Below are 25,630 nucleotides of genomic sequence, written 5' to 3'. Positions count from 1 at the left end.
CCAATTCACCATTGGTTAATTAATTTACCAAAGGTGATGGGGCAGTATAGGAACAGACGGCCGGAAAAAACAATCGGGGGGAAGGCGGGGCGGGGCGACGCCGGTTGCGCGAGACGGGCGGGCGGGACGAGCGCGGCGACGAGGGGTGGGCCGGGGGTCGGTCGCCGTCGCGGCGAAGCGGATAGCAAGCAATTGTTTATGAAGAGAAAATGACGGGGTGGTCGGCGCGCCGTCTGGGCGCGCCGCGCTGTTCCATTTGCGCAACAGGGCGGCGCGGCCGCCCTGCCCTTGCCTGCCTCAGCGGCTGCCGAGCGCGCCGATCAGCCGCGTCATCGCGCCCTGCGCGTCGCGCACCGGCAGCACCGAGAAGGTCAGCGCCACCGGCCGGCCGTCGCCGTGCCAGCTTACGTCGAGCTGCGCGCGGCTCGACACCGCGAAGATCGCGTCCAGGCTGGCCAGCCACTGCGCGCGAGAGGCGACGCGGATGCCGGCGAGGAAGGTCGCCTCGTCGAGCGCGGCGGTGCCGTCCGGCAGGCCGATCAGCTGCGCCGCCGCCGCCGACAGCGTGACGCGGCCGTCGACCAGGTCCCAGTCCCAGCTCGCCATGCCAATCGACTGCAGCGCCAGCTCGCTGCGCCGGTAGGCGTCCTCGATGCGCTGGCGCGCCAGCTGTTTCTCGGAAATGTCCTCGATCACGGTGATCAGGTGCAGCGGCTCGCGCGTCAGCGGGTGGCGGCTCAGCGAGGTGGTGACGTTGACCCACACGACCTCGCCGTTCTTTTTCACGAAGCGCTTCTCGATCGAGTAGGTCGCGATCGCGCCCGACAGCAGGCTGTCGAGCTGGGCGAGGTTCTCGTCGAGGTCGTCCGGGTGGGTCAGGTCCTGGAAGGAGCGCGATTCGAGCTCGGCCGGGCCGTAGCCGACGATGTCGGCGAGCTTGCGGTTGACCTTGAGCCAGCGGCCGTCGAGGCCGACGTGGGCGATGCCGACCGCCGCCTGCTCGAAGATCTCGCGGAAGCGTTCCTCGCTCTCGCGGTAGGCCAGCTCGGCCAGCTTGCGCTCGGTGACGTCCTGCGACGCGCCTATCATCGTCAGCGCGCGGCCTGTCGCGTCGAACTCGACCTCGCCCTCCTCGTGGATCGCGCGGTGGCTGCCGTCGGGCAGCGCGATCGTGTAGTCGACCGCGTACGGCCGGCCCTCCTCGATCGCCAGCCGGATCGCTTCGTCGATGCGCGCGCGGTCCTCCTCGACGATGGATGCGAAGTAACGCTCCATCGTCACCTTGAAGGCCTGCGGCTCCCAGCCGAAGATCCGGTACGCCTCGTCCGACCACGCGCAGTCGTCGTTCTGGATGTCCCAGAACCAGCTGCCCAGGTGGGCGATCGCCTGAGCCTTGGCGAGGATGGCCTCGCTCTTGCGCCGCGCGGCCTCGGCCAACCTGCGGCCGGTGACGTCGATGCTGATGCCTATCATCTTCAGCGGCCGGCGGTCGGCGTCGGCCACCTGGGTCGCGCGCGACGCGATCCAGCGCACCTCGTCGCCGACCTTCACGCGGAACTCGGCCTCGTAAGGCGTCAGCCGCGCCAGCGCCGCCTCGAGCGCCGCGCGCAGCGGCGCGACGTCGTCCGGATGCACCGCGGCCCAGAAGTCCTCGATCAGCCGGATCGGCCGGCCGAACAGCTTCTCGGCGTTCGACGAGTAGTTGACCGCGTCGGTCAGCACGTTCCATTCCCAGGTGACGATGCCCGACACCTCCTGCGCGAATTTCATCCGCGCCTCGCTCTCCATGATCTCGGTCAGGTGCTTCTGGCGGATGGCCCTGATGTGCGGGTCGCCGTTCGACGCGGCCTCGAGGTCGCCGACCGCCTCCTCGCCGTAGCGCAGCCAGATCCAGTTCACTTCGAGGAAATCGGCGAGCGCGCGCAGGTTGCCGTACTCGATCTCGCCGCCGCGCGTCCACTTGTGCACCGCCGACGGCGAAACCGACAGCGCCTCGGCCACCTGCTTGAGCATGATGCGTTTGGTGTCGAGCACGCCCTTCAGGCGTGCGGCGAAGGTGGTTTGGCTCATCGTGTCTCTTTACTGATGGTGAATTCCCGTTGACCGAACCTTACACCAGAGCGGGGCCGGGGCGCGATCCTGCCGGCATGCCGGGCGCCCGCGCGACGGCCTGCGGCGCGGCGCGCGGGCCGTTTGATAGCTCATGGCAATCTTTGCGCTATTGTCGATATTTTTTTTGAAATTGCGCCGCGGGCTCGGCGCTGACTAGACTGCGCCTAAATCACCGTAAGTGATTTAATTAACCAAAAGTAAATTAGACCCGAGTCTACAGAGGAGCCAGCATGCAAAACGTCCACATCGCGCCGGTCTGCGACACCCAGGATTCGCTGTCGTACACGTTGCCCGCGCACTACTACACCTCGCCCGAGATCTTCGAGGCAGAAAAGAAGACCATCTTCAGCAAGAGCTGGGTCTGCGTGATGCACAAGAGCCAGGTCGCCGAGCCGAATTCGTACGCGACTGCCAAGGTCGCCGGCGAGAACGTGTTCGTCGTGCGCGGCCGCGACGGCGTGCTGCGCGCCTTCTACAACGTCTGTCCGCACCGCGCGCACGAGCTGTTCCCGGAAGGCGCCGGCCGTGCCAAGAACGTGATCACCTGCCCCTACCACGCGTGGGCCTTCGGTCTGGACGGCAAGCTGGTGCACGCGCGCAACAGCGAGAACGTGCCGAGCTTCTGCAAGGACAACGCCGGCCTGACGCCGGTGCGCGTCGAGGAATTCTGCGGCCTGGTGTTCGTCAACCTCGACATGGACGCGGTGCCGCTGATCGAGCAGGCGAAGGAATTGAACGACGAGATCCGCGCGCGCTGCCCGGACGTCGACTCGCTCGTGCCGGCGCACAAGCTCACTTATGAGATGAAGGCGAACTGGAAGGTCGTCGTCGACAACTACCTCGAGTGCCTGCACTGCCAGACCGCGCACCCCGCTCTGGTCGAGTCGATCAAGATGGAAACCTACCTGCACAAGGTGCGTGGCATCTACACGAGCCAGATCGGCCAGACGCGCTCGGGCAGCGACGCCTTCACCTACGACGACGAGGCGCCGAACACCGACTTCGCCGCCTACTGGCTGTGGCCGAACGTGACGCTGAACGTGCTGCCGGGCGACGGCAACTACGGCGTGTTCTACATGTTCCCGGTCGACGCCGACACCACGATCCAGCACTTCGAGTTCTACTTCCGCGATTCGACCCCGACGGCCGAGCAGCAACAGCTGATCGACTACTACAAGAACGTGCTCAAGCCCGAGGACTTGTCGATCGTCGAGTCGGTGCAGCGCGGCCTGAAGTCGCGCGGCTACCGCAACGGCCAGGGCCCGCTTCTGATCACCGACGACAAGACCTCGGCGATCGGCGAGCACGGCGTGCAGCACTTCCAGCAGATGGTGCTCGCGGCGCTGGCCTGAACCTCATTCATATAAATGATCAGGAATAACGAAATGATCCACACCCAGCTCTACATCGACGGCCAGTGGCAGGCACCCGTCGCCGGCGGCAAGCGCGCCATCCTCAGCCCGGCCGACGAGACCGTGATCGCCCAGGCCGCCGAGGGCACGCGCGACGACGCGCGCCTGGCGATCGCCGCCGCGCGCCGCGCCTTCGACGGCCCGTGGCGCGACAGCACCATCCGCGAGCGCGCCAAGCTTCTGAACAAGATCGCCGAGTTGATCGACCGCGACGCCGAGAACCTCGCGCGCCTCGAGTCGCTTAACACCGGCAAGACGATCACCGAGAGCCGCACCGACATGGGCGACATCGCGGCGACCTTCCGCTACTTCGCCGGCCTGGTCGCGTCCGAATCGGGCGCGGTCAACGAGGCGCCGCACCACGTGATCAGCCGCACGCTGCGCGAGCCGGTCGGCGTGTGCGGGCTGATCACGCCGTGGAACTACCCGCTCTTGCAGGCGGCGTGGAAGATCGCGCCGGCGCTGGGCGCCGGCAACACCGTCATCGTCAAGCCGAGCAACCTGACGCCGCTGACGACGCACCGCTTCGCCGAACTGTTGGCCGAGCTCGACCTGCCCGAGGGCGTGTTCAACCTGGTGACCGGCGGCGCCGAGGTCGGCGCCGAGCTGGCTGAAAACCACGACGTCGACCTGGTGTCGTTCACCGGCGGCGCCTACGCCGGCGAGAGCATCATGAAGGCCGCCACCGGCAACTTCAAACGCATCGGCCTGGAGCTGGGCGGCAAGAACCCGAACATCGTGTTCGCCGACGCCGACCTCGACACCGCGGTCGACTACGCGCTGAACGCGGCCTTCTTCCACGCCGGCCAAGTGTGCTCGGCCGGTTCGCGGCTGATGGTCGAGGACGCGATCTACGATGAATTCATCGCAAGGTTGGCCGAGCGCCTGCCGCGCATCGTGATCGGCAACGGCTTCCACGCCGAGACGCAGATGGGCCCGGTGCAGTCGGCCGCGCAGCACGAGAAGATCCTGAAACTGGTGCAGATGGGCGTCGCCGAGGGCGCGCGGCTGGTGCACGGCGGCAAGCGTCCCGAAGGCGCGGTGTACGAGAAGGGCTTCTGGCTCGAGCCGACCTTGCTCGCCGACGTGAGCGCCGGGATGAAGATCGCCAAGGAGGAAATCTTCGGCCCGGTGATCACCGCCGAGCGCTTCACGAGCGAAGAACAGGTGCTGCGCCTCGCCAACGACACGCCGTACGGCCTCGCCGCCGCGGTGTGGACGAAGGATCTGGACAAGGCGAACCGGATGTCGCGCGCGCTGCGCTTCGGCACCGTGTGGGTCAACGACTACCACCCCTACTTCCCGGAAGCGCCGTGGGGCGGCTACAAGGCGAGCGGCATCGGCCGCGAGCTTTCGCGCATCGGGCTGGACGAATACACCGAACTCAAGCACAGCTACATCAACCTGGCGCCCAAACCGATGGGCTGGTTCGGCGCGTAAGCGTCGCCGCCGCGCCGGGCTTCGCGAACGAGGCGAGCTCGGCCAACCTTTCGCCTCGACGAACGCGCCGGCCCGCCGGGCCCCGCGCGCTCCACCCACCGAAGAGGAGATTGCGATGAGCGCAATCAAGGAATACGACTATATCATCGTCGGCGCCGGTTCGGCCGGCTGCGTGCTCGCCGCGCGGCTGACCGAGGACGCCGACGTGTCGGTGCTGCTCTTGGAAGCGGGCGGCCCCGACTGGCGGCTCGACTGGCGCACGCAGATGCCGGCGGCGCTCGCCTACCCGTTGCAGGGCACCACCTACAACTGGGCCTACGTGACCGAGCCGGAACCGCATATGGGCGGCCGCCGGATGACGCAGGGCCGCGGCAAGGGCCTCGGCGGCTCGTCGCTGATCAACGGCATGGTCTACATCCGCGGCAACGCGATGGACTACGACGGCTGGGCCGACAACAAGGGCCTGGAGAACTGGAGCTACGCCGACTGCCTGCCCTATTTCCGCAAGGCCGAAACCTACGACAAGGGCGCCAACGACTACCACGGCGGCGACGGCCCCCTGCACGTGACGACGCCGAAACCGGGCATCAGCCCGCTGTTCGACGCCTTCATCCAGGCCGGCGAGCAGGCCGGCTACCCGGCCACCGACGACCTGAACGGCTACCGCCAGGAAGGCTTCGGTCCGATGGACCGCACCACCACCGCCAAGGGCCGCCGCTGCAGCACTTCGCTCGCCTACCTCGATCAGGCGAAGGACCGCCCCAACCTGACCGTGCACACGCGCGCGCTGGCCGACCGCGTGCTGTTCGCCGGCAAGCGCGCTATCGGGGTGAGTTATCTGCAGGGCGACGAAGCGCGCGAGGCGCGCGCGCGCCGCGAGGTGATCGTGTCCAACGGCGCGATCGCGTCGCCGCAACTGTTGCTGCGCTCGGGCGTCGGCAACGCCGACGAGTTGCGCGCGATGGGCATCGACCCGGTCATCGACCTCAAAGGCGTCGGCGAGAACCTGCAGGACCACCTGGAAATGTACCTGCAGTACGAGTGTACCCAGCCGGTGTCGCTGTACCCGGCGCTATTGTGGTGGAACAAGCCGGCGATCGGCGTCGAGTGGTATCTGAACGGCACCGGCGTCGGCGCCAGCAACCACTTCGAGGCCGGCGGCTTCATCCGCAGCAGCGACGAGTTCGCCTGGCCTAACCTGCAGTACCACTTCATCCCGCTGGCGATGAACTACGACGGCAGCAACCCGGTGAAGAGCCACGGCTTCCAGTGCCACGTCGGCTCGATGCGCTCGCCGAGCACCGGCTTCGTCAAGCTGGCCAGCCGCGATCCGCGCGTCAAGCCGCGCCTGTTGTTCAACTACATGGCGCACGAGGTCGACTGGCGCGAGTTCCGCGCCGGCGTGCGCATCACGCGCGAGATCGTCGCGCAGCAGGCGATGGATGCGTTCCGCGGCCGCGAGATCAAGCCGGGCATGATGATCCAGTCCGACGCCGAGATCGACGCCTTCGTGAAGGAGCACGCCGAGACCGCGCTGCACCCGTCGTGCACCTGCAAGATGGGCGACGAGTCCGACCCCGAGGCGGTGGTCGACGGTCAGGGCCGCGTGCACGGGCTGGCCGGGCTGCGCGTGGTCGACGCGTCTATCATGCCGAAGATCGTCACCGGCAACCTGAACGCGCCGACCATCATGATGGCCGAGAAGATCGCCGACGCGATCCGCGGCCGCGCGCCGCTGGCGCGTTCGACCGCGCCCTACTACAAGGCCGGCGACGCGCCGGTGCGCCGCGACGCGATCGCGGGCGGTGCCGCCGCGACGGGGCGTCGCCAGGCCGAGTTCACGCTCGCCCGCTAGGCCCGGACGGCCCGACGCCGGGGGCGCGCCGCGCCTCCGGCTTTCGTACCCTAGAACCTGTGGTCCCCATCATGTACGACCTGATCGGTCTGATCGGCGTTATCGCCTACCTCGCCGCCTATTTCGGCGTCCAGCTCATGGGTTGGAGCCCGCAAAGCCCGCGCTACTTCGCGCTCAACCTCGCGGGACCGGCCTGCATCCTGGTCTCGCTGTTGCACAGCTTCAACCTCGCCTCCTTCGTCACCCAGTGCACCTGGCTCGTGCTGACGCTGTTCGGCGGCTGGCGCGCCTGGCGCCGCCGTCAGGCCGCCGCGTTGGCCGAAGGCCGCGCCTGAAAAAAAAACGAAACGCCCCGCGATGCGGGGCGTTGTCTTTGCCTAAGCGGAAAGCCGGGCCGGTTTCACGTGGAACCGTTACAGCGGCTTTTCCATCATCAGGTAGGCCTGACCACCGAGCGCCGACAGTTCGAAGCCGGCGCTCTCGTAAAGGCCGCGCCCGACCGCGTTGTCCGGACGCACCTCGAGCGTCACCTTGCACGCGCCGCGCTTCACCGCCTCGGCCTCGACCGCCGCCAGAAGCGCGCGGCCGACGCCGAGCCCGCGCGCCGCCGGCACGACCGAGATGTCGTGCAGATTGACGGTCGGCGCGGCGTAGAAGCTCGAGAAGCCGAGCACGCACAGCGCGAGGCCGACCGCCTCGCCCTCGGCTTCGGCCGCCAGCGCGAAGGTCGCCGGATGGGCGGCGAAGGCCTCGGCCAACCGTTGCCGCGCGGTATCGGACAGCCCCGAGCCGCCGCCCATCGGGTCGCGCGCGTAGCCGTCGGTCAGCGCGACGAGGATGGCCGCGTCGCGCGCGTCGCTCGGGTCCAAGAGGCGGAGGGTCGGGGTCATGGCGGGTCAGTCCTTCAGCAGTTCGCGCTCGTTGGCCAGCAGCTCGTCGAGAGTCTCGCGGCGGCGGATTAGGCGCGGCTGGCCGTCCTCGACCAGCACCTCGGCGGCGCGCGCGCGGGTGTTGTAGTTGCTCGACATCGTCGAGCCGTAGGCGCCGGCCGACAGCACCGCCAGCAGGTCGCCCTGCTCGATCGCCAGCGCGCGGTTCTTGCCGAGGAAGTCGCTCGACTCGCAGATCGGGCCGACTACGTCGACCGTCAGCGCGGCGAGGCCGTCCTTCTGCGTCACCGGCACGATGCCGTGGTAGGCGTCGTACAGCGACGGGCGCATCAGGTCGTTCATCGCCGCGTCGACGATAGCGAAGTGCTTGTCCTGGCCGAGCTTCAGGTACTCGACGCGGGTGAGCAGCACGCCGGCGTTGCCGACCAGCGAGCGGCCCGGCTCCATCACCAATTTGAGCTGGCGGCCCGCGAGGCGCTCGGCGACGCGGGCCGCGTAGGCGGCGATGTCGGGCGGCGTCTCGTCGGTGTAGCGGATGCCGAGGCCGCCGCCGATGTCGACGTGCTCCAGCACGATGCCGTCCTCGGCCAACTGGTCGATCAGCACCAAGAGGCGGTCGAGCGCGTCGACCAGCGGCGACACGTCGGTCAGCTGCGAGCCGATGTGGCAGTCGATGCCGACGATGTCCAGGTGCTCGAGCGACGCGGCGGCCTGGTAGACGGCGCGCGCCTCGTCGAAGGCGATGCCGAACTTGTTGTCCTTCAGGCCGGTGGAGATGTACGGGTGGGTCTTGGCGTCGACGTCCGGGTTCACGCGCAAGGACACCGGCGCGCGCTTGCCGAGGCGGCCGGCGACCGCGTTCAGGCGCGCCAGCTCGTTGACCGATTCGACGTTGAAGCAGTGGATGCCCGCTTCGATCGCCATTTCCATCTCGGCCTCGGACTTGCCGACGCCGGAGAACACCACCTTGTCGGCCGGGCTGCCGGCCGCCAGCACGCGCGCCAGCTCGCCGCCCGACACGATGTCGAAGCCGGCGCCGAGGCGGGCGAAGTGCTGCAGGATGGACAGGTTGGAGTTGGCCTTGACCGCGAAGCAGATCAAGGGGTCGAGGCCGGCGAAGGCCGAGCGGTAGGCTTCGAAGGCCCCGGTCAGCGCCGCCGCCGAGTACACGTAGCACGGCGTGCCGAAGGTGTCGGCGATCTGGGTCAGCGGCACGCCGTCGACGGCGAGGGTGTGGTTCTGGTAATCGATCATCTTGTGGGCTTATTGAGCTTGCGAAGCCTGCACCTTCGGCGCCGGGGCCGGGGCGGACTGGCTTCGGGATTTGGCCGGCTTGTCGCCCGGCAGGTAGAGCGGACCCTTGTAGCCGCAGCCGGCGAAAAGCAGCGACGAAAACAGCGCGAGGGCGAGCACGGTACGCATACGGGTCGGCCTTGTGTGGCAAAATATCGATAGTAGCAAAGCCTGTTAACAGCGCCCACCCGGGCGATGCGCGTGGATCCGACACCATGAACGAAAGCGAATTTCTCAACCTGTCCGACGAAGTGTTCGAACGCATCGAAACCGCCCTCGACGAGGCCGGTCTCGACGTCGACTGCCTGACCAACGGCAACGTGATGGAGCTGGAATTCGACAGCGGCGCCAAGATCGTGGTGAACCGCCACACCTCCAACCAGGAGCTGTGGATCGCGGCCAGGAGCGGCGGCTACCACTTTGCCTGGCGCGACGGCGCGTGGATCGCCGCGCGCGACGGCGCCGAGTTCTTCGCCACGCTGTCGCGCGCCGTCAGCGAGGCGGCCGGCGAAGCGTTCACGATCGCGGCCTGACGCCGGTGTCGGACTGGGCCGCGAGCGCCGCGCTCGCCGGCGTCGGCGCGTCGGCCTTCCTGTCGGCCACCGTGCTGCCGGGCAATTCCGAGCTCGCGCTGTCCGCCTTCCTGTATAAATGGCCGGACTGGCTGTGGGCGTCGCTGGCGGTCGCGACGCTGGCCAACAGCGCCGGCAGCGCGACCAGCCTCTACCTTGGCCGGCTCGCGCCGAAAAAGGAGCTGCCGCCGCGCGTCGCGCGCTGGTTCGGCCGCTTCGGCCCGGCCGCGCTCGTCGCCTCGTGGGTTCCCCTCGTCGGCGACGCGCTGCCCCTGGCGGCCGGCTGGCTACGCCTGCCGTTCGCGCCGTGCCTGGCGTGGATCGCGCTCGGCAAGTTCCTGCGCTACGCGGCGCTCGCGTTCGCGCTGCGCCTCGCCTGACGCGGTGGCGCCGCGTCGGCCAACCCTATTCCAAGATTTCCGAGAAGCCGAATGTCCAGAAGTCATATCCCCCGCAAGCGCTTCGGCCAGAACTTCCTGCAAGACAACCGCGTGATCGAGGACATCGTCAACGCGATCCATCCGCAGCCGGGCGAGACGGTGATCGAGATCGGCCCGGGCCTGGGCGCGCTGACCCGCCCGCTCCTGGCGCGGCTCGGTCACCTGCACGTGGCCGAGATCGACCGCGACATCATCGCGCGTCTGAAGCAGGAGTTCCCGCCCGAGAAGCTGACCATCCACGAGGGCGACGCGCTCGCCTTCGACTTCGGCAGCGTCGGCCCGAGGATGAAGATCGTCGGCAACCTGCCGTACAACATCTCGACGCCGCTGTTGTTCCACCTCGCCGAATACGCCGACCAGGTCGACGAGATGCACTTCATGCTGCAAAAGGAGGTGGTCGACCGCATGGTGGCCGAGCCCGGCTGCGCCGACTACGGCCGGCTGACGGTGATGCTGCAGGTGCGCTTCCACATGGAAAACGTGCTCGACGTGCCGCCCGACGCGTTCTGGCCGCCGCCCAAGGTCGATTCGGCCGTGGTGCGCATGATTCCGCACACCGGCGCGCACGGCGAGGTCGCCGACATGGCGCTGTTCGAGAAGCTGGTCGCGCAGGCCTTCGCGCAGCGCCGCAAGACGCTGCGCAACAACCTCAAGGGTCTGGTCGACGACGCTACCTTGGCCGAGCTTGGCATCGACCCGTCGCTGCGCCCCGAGGCGCTGGCGGTAGCCGACTACGTGCGGCTGGCCAACCGGCTGGCCAGTTAACCCATACAAATAATGCGACTACTGGAAAATCCCAGTTGTCGTTAATTCATGCGCCGCGCAGGCTTACGATCGAGCCGGGCGGCGAGCGGCCCGTTACCGCGGGCCCCGTTATTCCAGGACCGTAGCCATGATCCGATTCAACAGCGTGCACAAGTGGTTCAAGGACCTGCATGTGCTCAACGACATCAACCTGGAGGTGAAGGCCGGCGAGGTCGTCGTCGTGTGCGGGCCGTCCGGCTCGGGCAAGTCGACGCTGATCCGCACCGTCAACCAGCTCGAGACCATCAGCCAGGGCGAGATCTGGGTCGATGGCGTCAACGTCGCCGATCCCAAGACCGACCTGAACGCGTTGCGCGCCGAGGTCGGCTTCGTGTTCCAGCACTTCAACCTCTACCCGCACCTGTCGGTGCTCGACAACATCACGCTGTCGCCGATCCAGGTGAAGGGCATGGACAAGGCCGCCGCCGAGGCGCGCGCGGTGCAGTTGCTGGAAAAGGTCGGCCTCGCGCACAAGAAGGACGCCTTCCCGGCGCAGTTGTCCGGCGGCCAGCAGCAGCGCGTCGCGATCGCGCGCGGCCTGGCGATGGACCCGCGCGTGATGCTGTTCGACGAACCGACCAGCGCGCTCGACCCGGAAATGATCGGCGAGGTGCTCAAGGTGATGAAGGACCTGGCGCTGTCCGGCATGACGATGATGGTCGTCACCCACGAAATGGGCTTCGCGCGCGAGGTCGCCGACCGCGTGGTGTTCATCGACCACGGCCAGGTGCTCGAATCGGCGGCGCCGGCGGAGTTCTTCTCCGCGCCCAGGACCGAGCGCGCCCAGCAGTTTCTCAGACAGGTTTTGACCCCGATGCGCTAGAACAAAGAAAAGGCGGCGGGGTGTTTTCCCCGGCCCGGCCATCCCCGGGCCTCCAGACGGCAGAAAAGGAGAAATGCATGCGTTTTCACCAGAAACTGATCGCCAGCGCCGTGGTCGGCGGCCTGCTCGTCACCCCCGCCTTTGCCGAGGGTACGCTGGACAAAATCAAGAAGACCGGCACGATCACGCTCGGCCACCGCGACTCGTCCATTCCCTTCTCCTACCTCGCCAACAGCCCGCAGCCGATCGGCTACTCGGTCGACATCGCCAACAAGGTGGTCGACAAGCTGAAAAAAGACCTGAACATGCCGAACCTGCAGGTCAAGTACAACCTGGTCACCTCGCAGACGCGCATCCCGCTGGTGCAGAACGGCACCGTCGACCTCGAGTGCGGCTCGACCACCAACAACCTCGAGCGCCAGCGCCAGGTCGACTTCTCGGTCGGCATCTTCGAGATCGGCACCCGCCTGCTGACCAAGAAGACCTCGGGCGTGAAGGACTTCCCCGACCTGAAGGGCAAGAACGTCGTCACCACCGCCGGCACCACGTCCGAGCGTCTGCTCAAGTCGATGAACGCCGAGCAGGGCCTGGGCATGAACGTGATCAGCGCCAAGGACCATGGCGAATCGTTCCTGATGCTCGAAACCGGGCGCGCGGTCGCCTTCATGATGGACGATGTGCTGCTCGCCGGCGAAATGGCCAAGGCCAAGCGGCCGGCCGACTGGGTGGTGACCGGCAAGCCGCAGTCGTTCGAGATCTACGGCTGCATGATGCGCAAGGGCGACCCGGCGTTCAAGAAGACGGTCGACGACGCGATCCGCGCGTTGTACAAGTCCGGCGAGATCAACAAGATCTACGCCAAGTGGTTCCAGAGCCCGGTTCCGCCCAAGAACGTGAACCTGAACTTCCCGATGTCCCCCGAGTTCAAGAAGCTGATCCAGAACCCGACCGACAAGTCGGCCGAGCAGATGTAAGGGGGGCGCGGCGGGCGCCGAGTCCGCCGCGCAGACGTTCCGGCGCGAGCCGGAACCTTCGGTCGCGGCTTCGCGCCGCGGCCATCGCCGGGCCGCGCGCGCGCCGGTGCCACGCCGCGGGCGGCCTCCGGGGAGGATGTCCATGAATTACCACTGGGACTGGGCTGTCTTTTTCAAATCGACCGGCATCGGCGACGAAATCTACCTGGACTGGTTCGTCGCCGGCCTCGGCTGGACCGTCGCCGTCGCGCTGGTCGCCTGGTGCATCGCGCTGGCGCTCGGCGCGGTGCTGGGCGTGATGCGTACGCTGCCGAACAAGGCGCTGTCCGGCGTCGCCACCGCCTATGTCGAACTGTTCCGCAACGTGCCGCTGCTGGTGCAGCTGTTCGTCTGGTACTTTCTGGTGCCCGACCTGCTGCCCGAGCGCGCGCAGGTCTGGTTCAAGCAGGAGCTGAACCCGACGACCTCGGCCTATCTGTCGGTGGTCGCCTGCCTCGCCTTCTTCACCGCGGCGCGGGTGTGCGAGCAGGTCCGCACCGGCATCCAGGCGCTGCCGCGCGGCCAGACGATGGCCGCGATGGCGATGGGCTTCTCGCTGCCCCAGGTCTACCGCCACGTGCTGTTGCCGCAAGCCTTCCGCATCATCATCCCGCCGCTGACCTCCGAGTTCCTGAACATCTTCAAGAACTCCTCGGTCGCGTCGCTGATCGGGCTGATGGAGCTGTTGGCGCAGACCAAGCAGACCGCCGAGTTCTCGGCCAACCTGTTCGAGGCGTTCACGCTGGCGACGCTGATCTACTTCGTGCTCAACATGAGCCTGATGAAGGGCATGGGCTGGCTCGAGAAGCGGGTCGCGGTACCCGGCCTGATCGGTAGCGGAGGCAAATGATGGAATTCGACTTCTCGCAAATCGGACCGTCGCTGCCGGGCCTGGCCGAGGGCATGTGGCTGACGCTGCAGCTGCTGGCGCTGGCGGTGCTCGGCGGCGTGGCGATCGGCACGCTGATCGCGCTGGCGCGCTTGTCGAACAACCGGCTGCTGTCGGGCCTGGCCAAGGGCTACGTCAACATCTTCCGCTCGGTGCCGTTGCTGCTGGTGATCACCTGGTTCTACTTCGCGGTGCCCTTCCTGCTGCGCTGGATCACCGGCAGCGACACGCCGGTCGGCGCGTTCGCGTCCTGCCTGATCGCCTTCATGCTGTTCGAGGCGGCCTACTACAGCGAAATCGTGCGCGCCGGCATCCAGTCGATCTCGCGCGGCCAGATCGGCGCCGCCTACGCGCTGGGCATGACGTACGCGCAGGCGATGCGCCTCGTCGTGCTGCCGCAGGCCTTCCGCAAGATGACGCCGCTGCTCTTGCAGCAGAGCATCATCCTGTTCCAGGATACCTCGCTGGTGTACGCGGTCGGCCTGATGGACTTCCTCAACACCGCCCGCTCGCGCGGCGACATCGCCGGCCAGCCGCACGAGTTCCTGCTGTTCGCCGGTTTCGTCTACTTCGTCATCAGTTTCGGCGCCTCGCGTCTGGTGAAGCGCCTCCAGCAAAGGTTGACCGTATGAGCCCGATGATCTCGATCGACAACGTCAGCAAATGGTACGGCGACTTCCAGGTGCTGACCGACTGCACCACCGCGGTCGCCAAGGGCGAGGTGGTGGTGGTGTGCGGGCCGTCCGGTTCCGGCAAGTCCACGCTGATCAAGTGCGTGAACGCGCTCGAGCCGTTCCAGAAGGGGTCGATCATCGTCGACGGCATCTCGGTCGGCGACCCGAAGACCGACCTGCCCAAGCTCAGAAGCCGCGTCGGCATGGTGTTCCAGCACTTCGAGCTGTTCCCCCATCTGTCGATCACCGACAACCTGACCATCGCGCAGGTCAAGGTGCTCGGCCGCCAGCCCGACGAGGCGCGCGACAAGGGGCTCAAGCTCTTGGACCGCGTCGGCCTCGCGGCGCACGCCGCCAAGTATCCCGGCCAGCTGTCCGGCGGCCAGCAGCAGCGCGTCGCGATCGCGCGCGCGCTGGCGATGGACCCGATCGCGATGCTGTTCGACGAGCCGACCAGCGCGCTCGACCCGGAGATGATCAACGAGGTGCTCGACGTGATGACGCAGCTGGCGCACGAGGGCATGACGATGATGTGCGTGACGCACGAGATGGGCTTCGCGCGCCGCGTCGCCGACCGGGTGATCTTCATGGACCGCGGCATGATCATCGAGGACTGCGCGAAGGACGATTTCTTCGGCAGCCCGCGTTCCGAGCGCGCGCAGCAGTTCCTGTCCAAGATCCTGCAGCACTGAGGCGACCCGCCGGTTTCACGTGAAACCGGCGCCGCGCATCGTCGGCCAACGCCCCCGCAAGGGGGCGTTTTTCATTGGGAGAAAGAGTCAGACCGGTGCCGCGCGCCGCTTCGCGCCCGACAGAGGCCAGCGCGCCAGCGTGCGGTAGCGCGCGCCGCCGGGGCCGGTGTCGGACGCGAGCAGCGCGAGGTGGTCGATCGGGTAGGCGATCGCGGCCGGTGCGCCCGGCATCCACGGCGCGGCGCGGCGCGCCAGCGTGACGTGCGGCTTGAAGCGCCGCGTGTCGGTCCTGACGCCCAGTTCGCCGAGGCCGGCGCCGAGCGCGGCGACCAGCCCGGCCAGGGGCGCCGGCGTGCGCGCCGGCGCGAGCCAGGCGACGCCGCCCGGCCATACGCCGGCGCGCGTCAGCCGCATCCGGCACGGCGGGCAGCGTTGGCCGAGCCGCGCGCCGAGCGCGGTCAGCGCCGGCAGCAGCGCCTCGTCGACCTCGCCGAGGAAGGCCAGCGTCAGGTGCAGCGCCTCGGGCGCGACCGGCCGCGCGCCGTGCGGCCACGGCCCGGCGGCCAGCCGCGCCAGCGCGGCACGCGCCGCGTCGTCGGGCCAGACGGCGAAAAAGAGGCGCATCGCGCTCACACGATGTTCAGGTGGTCCAGCCCGTCGAGCGGGTCGCGGCCGCCGCTGCCCTCGCCGTAGAGCTTGATCTTGAGCCTGAGGTCGTTCACCGAGTCGGCGTTCTTCAGCGCCTCCTCGTAGCTGATCTGCCCGTCCTCGAACAGGTCGAACAGCGCCTGGTCGAAGGTCTGCATGCCGTTCTCGCGCGAGCGGGCCATCACGTCCTTGAGGTTGGCGATCTCGCCCTTGAACACCAGGTCGGCGACCAGCGGGCTGTTGAGCAGGATCTCGACCGCCGCGACGCGGCCGCGTACGCCGAGCTTGGGCACCAGCCGCTGCGACACGATGGCGCGCATGTTCAGCGACAGGTCCATCAGCACCTGCTGGTGGCGTTCTTCGGGGAAGAAGTTGAGGATGCGGTCGAGCGCCTGGTTGGCGTTGTTCGCGTGCAGCGTCGCCAGGCACAGGTGGCCGGTCTCGGCGAACTGCAGCGCGTAGCCCATCGTCTCGCTGTCGCGGATCTCGCCCATCAGGATCACGTCGGGCGCCTGTCTGAGCGTGTTCTTCAGCGCCACCTCCCAGCCGTCGGTATCGACGCCGACTTCGCGCTGGGTGACGATGCTCTTCTTGTGCGCGTGCACGAATTCGATCGGATCCTCGATGGTGATGATGTGGTCGGCGGCGTGCGCGTTGCGCCAGTCGACCATCGCCGCCAGCGAGGTCGATTTGCCCGAGCCGGTGCCGCCGACGAAAATCACCAGTCCGCGCTTGATCATCGCGACGTCCTTGAGCACCTCGGGCAGGCCGAGGCTGTCGAAGGTCGGGATCTCGGTGTTGATCTTGCGCAGCACCATGCCGACGCGGCCCTGCTCCTGGTAGGCGCTGACGCGGAAGCGACCGATGCCCGGCGGGCTGATCGCGAAGTTCGCCTCGCGCGTCGCCTCGAATTCCTCGGTCTGCCGGTCGTTCATCACCGCGCGTACCAGCTCCTTGGTGTGCTGCGCCGACAGCACCTGCTGCGACACCGGCGTGATCTTGCCGTCTATCTTCATCGCCGGCGGAAAGTCGGCGGCGATGAACACGTCCGACGCGTTCTTGCCGCTGGCGTGCTTGAGGATGTCGTGGATGAAGCGCGACGCCTGGTCCTTTTCCATGCGGAATCCTTTGCTGGCGGTCGTGTTAGAACAGGTCGCGGCTGCTGGCCTTCTGGCGCGCCTCGGCGACCGACACGATATTGCGCCGCACCAGTTCCGACAGGCACTGGTCGAGCGTCTGCATGCCGTGCTGCTGGCCGGTCTGCAGCATCGAGTTGATCTGCGCGATCTTGTTCTCGCGGATCAGGTTGCGCACCGCCGGCGTGCCGATCAGGATCTCGTGCGCGGCGACGCGGCCGGTTTCGTCGCGCGTCTTGAGCAGTGCCTGCGAAATCACCGCGCGCAGGCTCTCGGACAGCATCGAGCGCACCATCTCCTTCTCGCCGGCCGGGAACACGTCGACGATCCGGTCTATGGTCTTGGCCGCGCTGCTGGTGTGCAGCGTGCCGAACACCAGGTGGCCGGTCTCGGCGGCGGTCAGCGCCAGACGGATGGTGTCCAGGTCGCGCAACTCGCCGATCAGGATCACGTCCGGGTCCTCGCGCAGCGCGCTTCTGAGCGCGTTGGCGAAGCTGTGCGTCTGTTGGCCGAGCTCGCGCTGGTTGACCAGGCACTTGCGGCTTTCGTGCACGAATTCGATCGGGTCCTCGATGGTCAGGATGTGCGAGCAGTGGTTCGCATTGATGTAGTCGATCATCGCCGCCAGCGTGGTCGACTTGCCCGAGCCGGTCGGCCCGGTCACCAGCACCAGGCCGCGCGGGTAGCTGGCGATGTCCTGGAAGATGCGCGGCGCCGACAGCTCCTCGAGCGTCAGCACCTTGGACGGGATCACGCGGAACACCGCGCCCATGCCGCGGTTCTGCACGAAGGCGTTGACCCTGAAACGCGCGATGCCCGGCAGCTCGAACGAAAAGTCGCACTCGTACTGCTCTTCGAACAGCTTGCGCTGGTAGTCGTTCATGATGTCGTACACCATGTCGTGCACGTCGTGGTGCGCCATCGCCGGCAGGTTGATGCGCCGCACGTCGCCGTTGACGCGGATCATCGGCGGCAGGCCGGCCGACAGGTGCAGGTCCGAGGCCCGGTTCTTGACGGTAAAGGCCAAGAGGTCGGAAATTTCCATTTATAATTTTCCCCATCCGTGAACGTTTCCCGGGCGCATGCCCGGCGGCGGCGCGAGCAGGCCGCGGCGTGCGGACGATGATGGCATAAGAGTGTCGGCCAACAAAACCGCCACCCGCGGTCTGCCCGCCAGGCGCGCATGACGCGCGCCCCGCCCCGCCGGCGTCGCCGAGCAAGGTAAAAGTATGAACGAAACGATCCCGCGCGCGTTGGCCGACGTGAAGGCGCGCATCGCCGCCGCTGCGCGTGCGGCCGGGCGCCCCGAGGGCGCGGTCACCCTGCTGGCGGTCAGCAAGACCTTCCCCGCCGACGCGGTGCGCGCCGCGCACGCGGCCGGCCAGACCGCCTTCGGCGAGAACTACGTGCAGGAACTGGTCGACAAGACCTCGACGTTGGCCGAGCTGCCACTCGAATGGCATTTCATCGGCCCCTTGCAGTCGAACAAGACGCGGCCGGTCGCCGAGCGCGCCGCCTGGGTGCACTCGGTCGACCGGCTCAAGATCGCCGAGCGCCTGTCGGCGCAGCGGCCGGACGCGCTGCCACCGTTGAACGTCTGCGTGCAGGTCAACGTGTCGGCCGAAGCGAGCAAGAGCGGCGTCGCACCCGGCGAGGCGGTCGCACTCGCGCGCGCGGTCGCCGCCCTGCCCCACCTGCGCCTGCGCGGCCTGATGTGCATTCCCGAGCCGACCGACGATGCGTCCCGGTTGGCCGAGCAGTTCGCCACGTTGCGTCGCCTGCTGGAACAGCTGAACGCCGAGGGGCTGGCGCTCGACACGCTGTCGATGGGCATGTCGGCCGACCTCGAGCCGGCGATCGCCGAGGGCGCGACCCTGGTGCGCGTCGGCAGCGCGATTTTCGGCGCGCGCACCTGACGCGCGCCCGCCTGACCTTGTGAAGGATTCACCATGAAGATCACCTTTATCGGCGGCGGCAATATGGCCGGCGCCATCCTCGCCGGCCTCGCCCGACAGGGCGGCCACGCGCTGCAGGTCGTCGAGCCGGACGCGGCCAAGCGCGACGCGCTCGCGCGCGACCACGGCGTCGTCCCTTTGCAGACCCCGCCGGCGTTCGCCGCCGACGAGGTGGTGGTGCTGGCGGTCAAGCCGCAGCAGTTGAAAGCCGTCTGCGAGGGCATCGCGGACCGGCTGAACGGTGCGCTGGTGCTGTCGATCGCCGCCGGCGTGCGCGTGGCGGCGCTCGCGCGCTGGCTGGGCGGCCACGCGCGCATCGTACGCATCATGCCGAACACGCCGGCGATGGTCGGGCGCGGCGTCGCCGGCGTCTACGCGCCGCAAGAACTGGCCGAGGCCGACGCCGAGGCGGCCGAGACGGTGATGCGCGCGGTCGGCGAGGTGGTACGGCTGGCCGACGAGACCGGCATCGACGACATCACCGCGGTGTCCGGCAGCGGCCCGGCCTACGTGTTCTACTTCATCGAGGCGATGATGGCCGGCGCGGTCAAGCAGGGCTTCGACGTGGCCACCGCGCGGCAACTGGTGCTGGCGACCTTCGACGGCGCCGTCGAGCTGGCGCGTCAGAGCCCGCTCGACGTCGCGACGCTGCGCCAGAACGTCACCTCCAAGGGTGGCACCACCGAGCGCGCGATCGCGCGCTTCGACGCCGAGGGCGTCAAGGCGGCGATCGTCGCCGGCATGGACGACTGCCGCGCGCGCTCGATCGAGCTCGGCCAACTGTTGAGCCAGGACTGACATGATCTACCAGACGCTGGAATTCGTGATCCGCATGCTGGCCGAGCTGTTCGCGCTGGTGCTGCTGCTGCGCTTCTACCTGCAGGTGGCGCGCGCGCCGTTCAGGCACCCGCTGGCGCAGTTCTCGATGGCGTTGACCAACTTCGTGGTGCTCAAGGCGCGCCGGCTGATCCCGAGCGTGAGGAGCTACGACACCGCGACGCTCGCCGTCGCGTGGGCGGTGCTGCTGCTGTCCAAGGCCGCGTCGCTGCTCTTGAACCCGGTGGTCAGCTACGACCTCGTCGCGCCGCAGACCTGGCTCGCGCTCGCGCTGTTGGCGGTGCTCGACCTGTTCAAGCTGTCGCTCTACCTGCTGATGGGCGCGGTGCTGGTGCAGGCGGTGCTGTCCTGGGTCAATCCCTACAATCCGCTGACGCCCGTCCTCGACGCGCTGACCCGGCCCTACCTCAGGCCGTTCGGCCGCGCGCGCGTCGGCGGCGTCGACCTGTCGCCGCTGATCCTGATCCTGATCATCCAGGTGATCCTGTCCGCGCCGCTGCCCTACCTCGAATGGGGCCTTTTGTCGCAGCTCAAGCCGGCACTGTAGCGCAGGCGCTACGATGCGCCGGTGCGCGGCCCTTCCGTGTCCCGACGGATGGCAGTCGGGATGAAAAAGCGCATAATCGGAACCGCTTTGCTTCGGCCTTCGTGGCCGCTGTGATAACTAGGAGACTCGCAGAATGAAAAAAGCCCTGATCGCCGCCCTCGTGCTCGGTTCGCTGTCCGCCCCGGCGTTCGCCAACCTGCAGATGGCGCAGAAATACGGTTGCACCGCCTGTCACGACGTCGGTGCGAAGAAAATCGGCCCGTCCTACAAGGACGTCGCCAAGAAGTACGCCGGCGACAAGACCGCCGAGGCCAAGCTGATCGCCAAGGTCAAGAAGGGCGGCTCGGGCGTGTGGGGCACCATGCCGATGCCGCCGCAGGCCCAGGTCAGCGACGCCGACCTGAAAACCCTGGTCAAGTGGGTGCTCGCGCAGAAGTAAGCGCACCGGGCAGGACAAAGGCGGCACTGGCCGCCTTTTTTATTGTCAAACGAAACGGACCCGCTATATTGACGGGTTAAGAAGACTCCATGCTGTGCGAATCCCAACATGGTTGCATATTCATCTGGGCCTCGGTAATCTTCTGACCCTGTTTGCCCACTTACGTTGGAAGCACTCTTATGGCCAAGCTGACCGAACAAGACATCCTGAACTGGAATGGCGGCGAAGACGACTACATGAACGCCGACCATCTGGAGTTCTTCAAGGAGCTGTTGCTGCAACTGCAGCAGGAGTTGCTCAACAACGCCAACGCGACCGCCAGCCACCTGCAGGAGCAGGAGGCGACGCCCGACCCGGCCGACCGCGCGACGCTCGAGGAAGAGTACGCGCTCGAGCTGCGCACCCGCGACCGCGAGCGCAAGCTGTTGCAGAAGATCCAGTCGTCGCTGCGCAATATCGAGGACGGCAGCTACGGCTTCTGCGAGGACACCGGCGAGCCGATCGGCCTCAAGCGCCTGCTGGCCCGTCCGACCGCCACGCTGTCGGTCGAAGCGCAGGAACGCCGCGAACGGATGAAGCGCCAGTACGCCGACTGAGTCCCCCGTACCAGGTTGGCCGAGCGCGACGCGCCGCATCCGCAAAGGGGCGGCGCGTCGTCGTTTCCGGTGCCGGCCGGAGCGCGCCGCGCCGGGCAGGCAATGGGTCGCGGGACTTGTCGCTGTCGGCGAAATGCGGGTAGTCTTGTTGCCAGGCAACAACACGATATACAAGCATCGAGGCTTTCCCATGCAACGACAGACCGACGACGTCAGAATCCGCGAGATCAAGGAGCTGCTGCCCCCGATCGCCCATCTCTACGAGCTCCCGATTTCCGAGGTCGCCTCCGAAGTCATCTACAACGCCCGCCGCGAAATCGCCGCGCTGCTGCGCGGCGAGGACGACCGGCTGCTGGTGATCGTCGGCCCCTGTTCGATCCACGACCCGGCCGCCGCGCTCGACTACGCCGAGAAGCTGTCGGCGCTGCGCGCCCGCCACGCGCGCGACCTGCTCGTCGTGATGCGCGTCTACTTCGAGAAGCCGCGCACCACCGTCGGCTGGAAGGGCCTGATCAACGACCCGCATCTGGACGAGAGCTACGACATCAACGCCGGCCTCAGGATCGCGCGCCGCCTCCTGCTGTCGATCAACAACATGGGCATGCCGGCCGCGACCGAATTCCTCGACATGATCACGCCGCAGTACGTCGCCGACTTGATCGCCTGGGGCGCGATCGGCGCGCGTACCACCGAGAGCCAGGTGCACCGCGAGCTCGCCTCGGGCCTGTCGTGCCCGGTCGGCTTCAAGAACGGCACCGACGGCAACCTGAAGATCGCCGTCGACGCGATCCGCGCCGCCAGCCAGCCGCACCACTTCCTGTCGGTGACCAAGTCCGGCCACTCGGCCATCGTGTCGACCGGCGGCAACCCGGACTGCCACGTGATCCTGCGCGGCGGCAAGGAGCCGAACTACTCCGCCGACCACGTGCGCGCCGCCGCCGCCGAACTGGCCGCCGTCGGCCTGCCGCAGAAGCTGATGGTCGACTTCAGCCACGCCAACAGCCGCAAGGATTACCGGCGCCAGATGGAGGTCGCCGAGGACATCGCCGGCCAGATCGCCGGCGGCGACCAGCATATCTTCGGCGTGATGGTCGAAAGCCATCTGGTCGAGGGGCGTCAGGACCTCAAGCCCGGTTGCCAGCTCAACTACGGCCAGAGCATCACCGACGCCTGCATCGGCTGGAACGACACCGAGGCGATGCTGCAGACGTTGGCCGACGCCGTGTCGGCCCGCCGCGCCCGCGCCGAATAAGCGCCGCCCTTGCCCGCAAAAAAGCCGCGACATTCGTCGCGGCTTTTTTCGTCCGCTTCGCGTGCGAAGCGGACGGCGTGCGCGTCAGCCGCGGCGCTGCAGGGCCGCGACCGCCTCCGGGTTGTTCAGGTTCGGGAACGGCGTCGCGAAGAAGGCCTCGCGGGTGTTGAGGCCGGCGAGCCAGTCGCGCAGCCGGCGGCTGTCGCCGTGCAGGAAATCGTCGAGCGACGCGCGCACGCGGCGGTGGAGCAGCACCAGCGCCGGATGGTGGCGTTCGGCGTCGCAGGCGCACACCGCGTCGGTGCGCTCGTCGGCCTCGGCGAACAACCGCGTGGCGAAGTCGGCCGGCAGCGCGACCACGTCGCACGGCACCACCAGCAGCCAGTCTTCCGACAGCTCGGCCAAGCCTTCGGCGATGCCGGCCAGCGGCCCCTGGTAACCGGGGCGCGAGTCGCTCAGCACCGGGTGGCCGAAGGCGCGGTAGATATCGAGGTTGCGGTTGGCCGAGATCAGGCACGACGCCGGTGGGGCGCTCTGCGCCGCCAGTGCGGCGAGCGTGTGCGCGACGAAGGGGCGGCCGTCGAGGAGCTGCAATCCCTTGTCGGCGCCGCCGAAGCGGCGCGCGCTGCCGCCGGCGAGCACCAGCGCCTGGTAGCGCGCCGGCTCCATCAGGCTTCCTCGCCGGCCCAGCGGTCGGCGGCGGCCTCGTCGCTGGCCTTGGCCTCGACCCAGCGCGCGCTGCCGTCGTGGCCGATTTCCTTTTTCCAGAACGGCGCGCGCGTCTTCAGGTAGTCCATCAGGTACTCGGCGGCGGCGAAGGCGTCGCGGCGGTGGCCGGCGGCGACCACCACCAGCACGATCGCGTCGCCGAGCGCCAGCCGGCCGACGCGGTGGATCACCGTCGCCGCCGACAGCGGCCAGCGCGCGCGCGCGTCGTCGACGATGGCGGCGAGCGCCTTCTCGGTCATGCCCGGGTAGTGTTCCAGTTCGAGCGCGACGACGCCGTCGCTGTCGCCGTAGTCGCGCACCTGACCGGTGAAGCTGACCAGCGCGCCGACGGCCGGGTCGGCGGACAGGCGCGCCAGCTCGGCGCCGGCGTCGAAGGGGGCGGTCTGCACCGCGACGGTGAAGCGTTCCATGTCAGCCTCCGGTCACCGGCGGGAAGATCGCGACCTCGTCGCCGGCCGCAAGCGGCGTCGACGGCGGCGCGAGTTCCTGGTTCACCGCGACGCGGAACACGCGCCCGGGCGCGAGCTCCTCGGCCCAGGCGCCGCCGCGCGCGGCCAGCGCGGCGGTCAGTTCGGCGACGGTGCCGCCTTCGAAGTCGAAGTCTTCCTCGGCGCGGCCGAAGCTTTCCTTCAGGCGCGCGAAGTACAGGATTTTCAGGGTCATGGTTCGTTTCCGTGATCGGGGTCGCGCGCCGCCGCGCCGCGCTGGAACATCACCCACAGGTGGAAGGCCAGCCCGGCCAGCGGGACGAGGGCGAGGATGACGACGAACACCCACTCGAGGGGGGATAGCAGATCGCTCATGCTCCGCAGTGTACGCGAGCGGCGGCGTCGGGCCAATGCGCTCGCGAGGGCCAACCCTCAGCCCGCCGGCCGGTCTTGACGCGCGGCGCGCGCCGGCTAGCATGGGAGCTCGCCACTCCCGGAGCCCCTCGGTGCCCAAGCCGCTCGACCCGCACGCCGCCATCCTGTCCAAGGCCGACTACGAATGCCTGGCCGACTTCCGCTACCAGCTGCGCCGCTTCCTGCGCTTCAGCGAGGAGGTGTCGCAGGCGCACGGCGTCACCGCGCTGCAGTATCTGCTGCTGCTGCAGCTCAAGGGCTATCCGGGGCGCGACTGGGCGACGGTGGCCGAGTTGGCCGAGCGGCTGCAGTCGCACCACCACAGCACGGTGGCGCTGGTGACGCGCTGCGAGAAGGCCGGTCTCGTCGCGCGACGCGCGGGCCGCGACGACCGCCGTTGCGTCGAGGTGCACCTGACGGCGCGCGGCGACGCGCTGCTGGCCGAGCTGGCGCGACTGCACCGCGACCAGCTGGCCGAGGTGCAGGGCACGCTGGCGATCCCCGTCGTCGCGGCGCGCCGCGGCTGACGGCGGTCGCGCCAATATATCGTGCCGCGATACAATGGGCCGTCCCGTTTCCGAGAGTTTCGCCGATGTCCGCCCTGGCCCGTTTGTTCGCCTGGCGACGCTGGTGGCCCGAACCGCTGGCCGTGAGTCGTGCCCAGCAGTGGAAGGCCGGCGTCGCCGCGCTGTGCGCGATCCTGCTGACCGGTCTCGTCACCCAGCTCAGCGTCGGCCACGCGCCGCTCCTGGTCGCGTCGATGGGCGCCGCTTCGGTGATCCTGTTCGTGCTGCCGGCAAGTCCCTTGGCCCAGCCGTGGGCCTTCGTCGGCGGCCACCTGGTGTCGGCCGCGATCGGCGTCGCCTGCGCGCACTGGGTGCCCTTCGTGCCGCTGGCCGCCGCGCTGGCAGTCGGCCTGTCGCTGGTCGCGATGATCGCGCTGCGCTGCCTGCACCCGCCGGGCGGCGCGATCGCGCTGAACGCGGTGATCGGCGGACCGGCCGTCCATGCGCTGGGCTTTTCCTTCGTATTCGCGCCGGTGCTGCTCAACGCGCTGCTGATGCTGCTGCTGGCGCTGCTGTTCAACAACTTCTGGCTGCGCCACCCCTACCCGCGCGCGTTGCCGGTACCGGCCGGCGCCGGCCCGGCGCGCGCGGCGGTCGGCGAGGCCGACATCGCCGCCGCGCTGCGCGACCACCGCGAATTGCTCGACGTGTCGATGGACGACCTCGAGCGCGTGGTCGAGCTCGCCGAGCTGCACGCGCACCGGCGCAGGCTCGGCGACATCCGCTGCCTCGACGTGATGGCGCGCGACCTGCGCTGGGTGACGCCCGACACGCCGCTGTCCGACGCGTGGAAGCGGCTGCGCAGCAGCGGCCAGCGCGTGCTGCCGGTGCTCGACGCCGAGCGGCGCGTGGTCGGCATGCTGGCCTTGTCCGACTTCCTGCGGTGCGCCGACGCGCGCGATCCGGCGGGCCTGCGCGCGCGGCTGGCGCGACGGCTCAAGCGCGGCGGCGCGACGGTCGCCGACGCGATGGCGGCGCCGGTCGAGACGGTGCGCGATATCGCGCACGTCACCGAGCTGATCCCGGTGCTGACCAACGCCGGCCGCCAGCACGTGCCGGTGGTCGACGCCGCCGGCCGCTTCGCCGGCGTCGTCAGCCAGAGCGAGCTGATCGGCGCGCTGTACGAAGGCGGACTGGCCGGCTGAGGCTGTGCCCTGCCACACAAAAAACCCCC

General features: G+C 68.3%; 31 protein-coding genes. 20 read left to right on the top strand and 11 right to left on the bottom strand.

What is annotated here, in order from left to right; all coding sequences use genetic code 11:
• Nucleotides 1-297: 297 nt before the first annotated feature.
• Entirely contained in the window at nt 298-2,070 is a 1,773-nt protein-coding gene (locus EV683_RS14280) for a helix-turn-helix domain-containing protein (RefSeq protein ID WP_165916810.1), read from the bottom strand.
• Nucleotides 2,071-2,342: 272 nt separating this feature from the next.
• On the opposite strand from EV683_RS14280, the gene EV683_RS09220 reads away from it, so the two are divergent.
• From EV683_RS09220 to EV683_RS09205, 4 genes are all read left to right on the top strand, one after another.
• Nucleotides 2,343-3,464, top strand: a complete 1,122-nt coding sequence (locus EV683_RS09220) for an aromatic ring-hydroxylating oxygenase subunit alpha (protein WP_131862583.1) — start codon at nt 2,343-2,345, stop codon at nt 3,462-3,464.
• 33 nt (nt 3,465-3,497) lie between these two features.
• On the top strand, nt 3,498-4,964 hold the full coding sequence (locus EV683_RS09215) for an aldehyde dehydrogenase family protein (protein ID WP_131862582.1): 1,467 nt from the start codon (nt 3,498-3,500) through the stop codon (nt 4,962-4,964).
• 115 nt (nt 4,965-5,079) lie between these two features.
• A complete protein-coding gene (gene betA / locus EV683_RS09210) occupies nt 5,080-6,819 on the top strand; it encodes a choline dehydrogenase (protein ID WP_207910431.1) in 1,740 nt (579 codons plus the stop codon).
• Between the two features lie 71 nt (nt 6,820-6,890).
• Nucleotides 6,891-7,154: a CBU_0592 family membrane protein gene (locus EV683_RS09205; RefSeq protein ID WP_066613815.1), complete on the top strand. Its 264-nt coding sequence runs from the start codon at nt 6,891-6,893 to the stop codon at nt 7,152-7,154.
• A gap of 78 nt (nt 7,155-7,232) precedes the next feature.
• On the opposite strand, the gene EV683_RS09200 is transcribed toward EV683_RS09205, so the two are convergent.
• Genes EV683_RS09200 through lptM form a run of 3 tightly spaced genes read right to left on the bottom strand, consistent with a single transcriptional unit; the run spans nt 7,233 to nt 9,131 of the window.
• On the bottom strand, nt 7,233-7,709 hold the full coding sequence (locus tag EV683_RS09200; protein WP_131862581.1) for a GNAT family N-acetyltransferase: 477 nt from the start codon (nt 7,707-7,709) through the stop codon (nt 7,233-7,235).
• A gap of 6 nt (nt 7,710-7,715) precedes the next feature.
• Nucleotides 7,716-8,963, bottom strand: coding sequence for a diaminopimelate decarboxylase (lysA, locus tag EV683_RS09195; RefSeq protein WP_131862580.1), 1,248 nt, complete (start codon nt 8,961-8,963; stop codon nt 7,716-7,718).
• 9 nt (nt 8,964-8,972) lie between these two features.
• Nucleotides 8,973-9,131 (bottom strand): LPS translocon maturation chaperone LptM, encoded by a 159-nt coding sequence (lptM, locus tag EV683_RS09190; RefSeq protein WP_082824219.1) that lies wholly within the window; start codon nt 9,129-9,131, stop codon nt 8,973-8,975.
• A gap of 86 nt (nt 9,132-9,217) precedes the next feature.
• Here lptM and cyaY point away from each other — a divergent pair, with 86 nt between their 5' ends.
• The 8 genes from cyaY (at nt 9,218) to EV683_RS09150 (ending at nt 14,909) form a co-directional block, all read left to right on the top strand.
• Nucleotides 9,218-9,535 (top strand): iron donor protein CyaY, encoded by a 318-nt coding sequence (gene cyaY / locus EV683_RS09185; RefSeq protein WP_066613820.1) that lies wholly within the window; start codon nt 9,218-9,220, stop codon nt 9,533-9,535.
• Nucleotides 9,536-9,540: 5 nt separating this feature from the next.
• Nucleotides 9,541-9,954, top strand: coding sequence for a YqaA family protein (locus EV683_RS09180; protein ID WP_066613826.1), 414 nt, complete (start codon nt 9,541-9,543; stop codon nt 9,952-9,954).
• Nucleotides 9,955-10,005: 51 nt separating this feature from the next.
• On the top strand, nt 10,006-10,779 hold the full coding sequence (gene rsmA / locus EV683_RS09175) for a 16S rRNA (adenine(1518)-N(6)/adenine(1519)-N(6))-dimethyltransferase RsmA (RefSeq protein WP_066613828.1): 774 nt from the start codon (nt 10,006-10,008) through the stop codon (nt 10,777-10,779).
• Nucleotides 10,780-10,906: 127 nt separating this feature from the next.
• Nucleotides 10,907-11,641 carry an amino acid ABC transporter ATP-binding protein gene (locus EV683_RS09170; protein WP_066613830.1) on the top strand — a complete coding sequence of 245 codons (735 nt, stop codon included), beginning with the start codon at nt 10,907-10,909 and terminating at the stop codon, nt 11,639-11,641.
• Between the two features lie 77 nt (nt 11,642-11,718).
• Nucleotides 11,719-12,615 carry a glutamate/aspartate ABC transporter substrate-binding protein gene (locus EV683_RS09165; protein WP_066613832.1) on the top strand — a complete coding sequence of 299 codons (897 nt, stop codon included), beginning with the start codon at nt 11,719-11,721 and terminating at the stop codon, nt 12,613-12,615.
• 142 nt (nt 12,616-12,757) lie between these two features.
• Nucleotides 12,758-13,504 carry an amino acid ABC transporter permease gene (locus EV683_RS09160; protein ID WP_066613833.1) on the top strand — a complete coding sequence of 249 codons (747 nt, stop codon included), beginning with the start codon at nt 12,758-12,760 and terminating at the stop codon, nt 13,502-13,504.
• Nucleotides 13,501-14,175: an amino acid ABC transporter permease gene (locus EV683_RS09155; protein WP_066613834.1), complete on the top strand. Its 675-nt coding sequence runs from the start codon at nt 13,501-13,503 to the stop codon at nt 14,173-14,175. Before EV683_RS09160 ends, EV683_RS09155 begins: the two co-directional genes overlap by 4 nt.
• A gap of 5 nt (nt 14,176-14,180) precedes the next feature.
• Nucleotides 14,181-14,909, top strand: a complete 729-nt coding sequence (locus EV683_RS09150; RefSeq protein ID WP_066613835.1) for an amino acid ABC transporter ATP-binding protein — start codon at nt 14,181-14,183, stop codon at nt 14,907-14,909.
• Nucleotides 14,910-14,996: 87 nt separating this feature from the next.
• Here EV683_RS09150 and thpR read toward each other — a convergent pair whose 3' ends face one another.
• The 3 genes from thpR to EV683_RS09135 are packed head-to-tail and all read right to left on the bottom strand — an operon-like array spanning nt 14,997 to nt 17,738.
• Nucleotides 14,997-15,533, bottom strand: a complete 537-nt coding sequence (gene thpR / locus EV683_RS09145) for an RNA 2',3'-cyclic phosphodiesterase (protein WP_131862579.1) — start codon at nt 15,531-15,533, stop codon at nt 14,997-14,999.
• Between the two features lie 5 nt (nt 15,534-15,538).
• On the bottom strand, nt 15,539-16,675 hold the full coding sequence (locus EV683_RS09140) for a PilT/PilU family type 4a pilus ATPase (RefSeq protein WP_131862578.1): 1,137 nt from the start codon (nt 16,673-16,675) through the stop codon (nt 15,539-15,541).
• Nucleotides 16,676-16,700: 25 nt separating this feature from the next.
• Entirely contained in the window at nt 16,701-17,738 is a 1,038-nt protein-coding gene (locus tag EV683_RS09135) for a type IV pilus twitching motility protein PilT (protein WP_066613845.1), read from the bottom strand.
• A gap of 184 nt (nt 17,739-17,922) precedes the next feature.
• Here EV683_RS09135 and EV683_RS09130 point away from each other — a divergent pair, with 184 nt between their 5' ends.
• From EV683_RS09130 to aroG, 6 genes are all read left to right on the top strand, one after another.
• Nucleotides 17,923-18,609, top strand: a complete 687-nt coding sequence (locus EV683_RS09130; RefSeq protein WP_131862577.1) for a YggS family pyridoxal phosphate-dependent enzyme — start codon at nt 17,923-17,925, stop codon at nt 18,607-18,609.
• Between the two features lie 33 nt (nt 18,610-18,642).
• Complete coding sequence (gene proC / locus EV683_RS09125; RefSeq protein WP_131862576.1) at nt 18,643-19,446, top strand: pyrroline-5-carboxylate reductase; 804 nt, start codon at nt 18,643-18,645, stop codon at nt 19,444-19,446.
• A 1-nt stretch (nt 19,447) separates the two neighbouring features.
• Entirely contained in the window at nt 19,448-20,032 is a 585-nt protein-coding gene (locus EV683_RS09120; RefSeq protein WP_066613851.1) for a YggT family protein, read from the top strand.
• A gap of 133 nt (nt 20,033-20,165) precedes the next feature.
• Entirely contained in the window at nt 20,166-20,471 is a 306-nt protein-coding gene (locus EV683_RS09115; RefSeq protein ID WP_066613853.1) for a c-type cytochrome, read from the top strand.
• Between the two features lie 179 nt (nt 20,472-20,650).
• On the top strand, nt 20,651-21,067 hold the full coding sequence (gene dksA / locus EV683_RS09110) for an RNA polymerase-binding protein DksA (protein ID WP_066613855.1): 417 nt from the start codon (nt 20,651-20,653) through the stop codon (nt 21,065-21,067).
• A 190-nt stretch (nt 21,068-21,257) separates the two neighbouring features.
• Nucleotides 21,258-22,319, top strand: a complete 1,062-nt coding sequence (gene aroG, locus EV683_RS09105; protein WP_066613857.1) for a 3-deoxy-7-phosphoheptulonate synthase AroG — start codon at nt 21,258-21,260, stop codon at nt 22,317-22,319.
• An 84-nt stretch (nt 22,320-22,403) separates the two neighbouring features.
• On the opposite strand, the gene mobA is transcribed toward aroG, so the two are convergent.
• Genes mobA through EV683_RS14275 form a run of 4 tightly spaced genes read right to left on the bottom strand, consistent with a single transcriptional unit; the run spans nt 22,404 to nt 23,851 of the window.
• Nucleotides 22,404-22,988: a molybdenum cofactor guanylyltransferase MobA gene (gene mobA, locus EV683_RS09100; protein ID WP_131862575.1), complete on the bottom strand. Its 585-nt coding sequence runs from the start codon at nt 22,986-22,988 to the stop codon at nt 22,404-22,406.
• A complete protein-coding gene (moaE, locus tag EV683_RS09095) occupies nt 22,988-23,458 on the bottom strand; it encodes a molybdopterin synthase catalytic subunit MoaE (RefSeq protein WP_066613861.1) in 471 nt (156 codons plus the stop codon). Before moaE ends, mobA begins: the two co-directional genes overlap by 1 nt.
• Before the next feature lies 1 nt (nt 23,459).
• Entirely contained in the window at nt 23,460-23,711 is a 252-nt protein-coding gene (moaD, locus tag EV683_RS09090; protein ID WP_066613864.1) for a molybdopterin converting factor subunit 1, read from the bottom strand.
• A complete protein-coding gene (locus EV683_RS14275; protein ID WP_165916808.1) occupies nt 23,708-23,851 on the bottom strand; it encodes a hypothetical protein in 144 nt (47 codons plus the stop codon). The genes moaD and EV683_RS14275 overlap by 4 nt, the downstream gene beginning before the upstream one ends.
• A gap of 131 nt (nt 23,852-23,982) precedes the next feature.
• Between EV683_RS14275 and EV683_RS09085 the strand changes: the two genes are divergently transcribed.
• Nucleotides 23,983-24,417 carry a MarR family winged helix-turn-helix transcriptional regulator gene (locus EV683_RS09085; RefSeq protein ID WP_243694742.1) on the top strand — a complete coding sequence of 145 codons (435 nt, stop codon included), beginning with the start codon at nt 23,983-23,985 and terminating at the stop codon, nt 24,415-24,417.
• Nucleotides 24,418-24,482: 65 nt separating this feature from the next.
• Complete coding sequence (locus EV683_RS09080; RefSeq protein ID WP_131862573.1) at nt 24,483-25,601, top strand: HPP family protein; 1,119 nt, start codon at nt 24,483-24,485, stop codon at nt 25,599-25,601.
• The last annotated feature ends 29 nt before the right edge of the window (nt 25,602-25,630 follow it).

Source organism: Crenobacter luteus (assembly GCF_004345725.1).
In the GTDB taxonomy this organism is placed as follows: domain Bacteria; phylum Pseudomonadota; class Gammaproteobacteria; order Burkholderiales; family Chromobacteriaceae; genus Crenobacter; species Crenobacter luteus.
The sequence above is the reverse complement of the archived record's forward strand: the minus strand, read 5'-3'. Positions and strand labels throughout refer to the sequence as shown.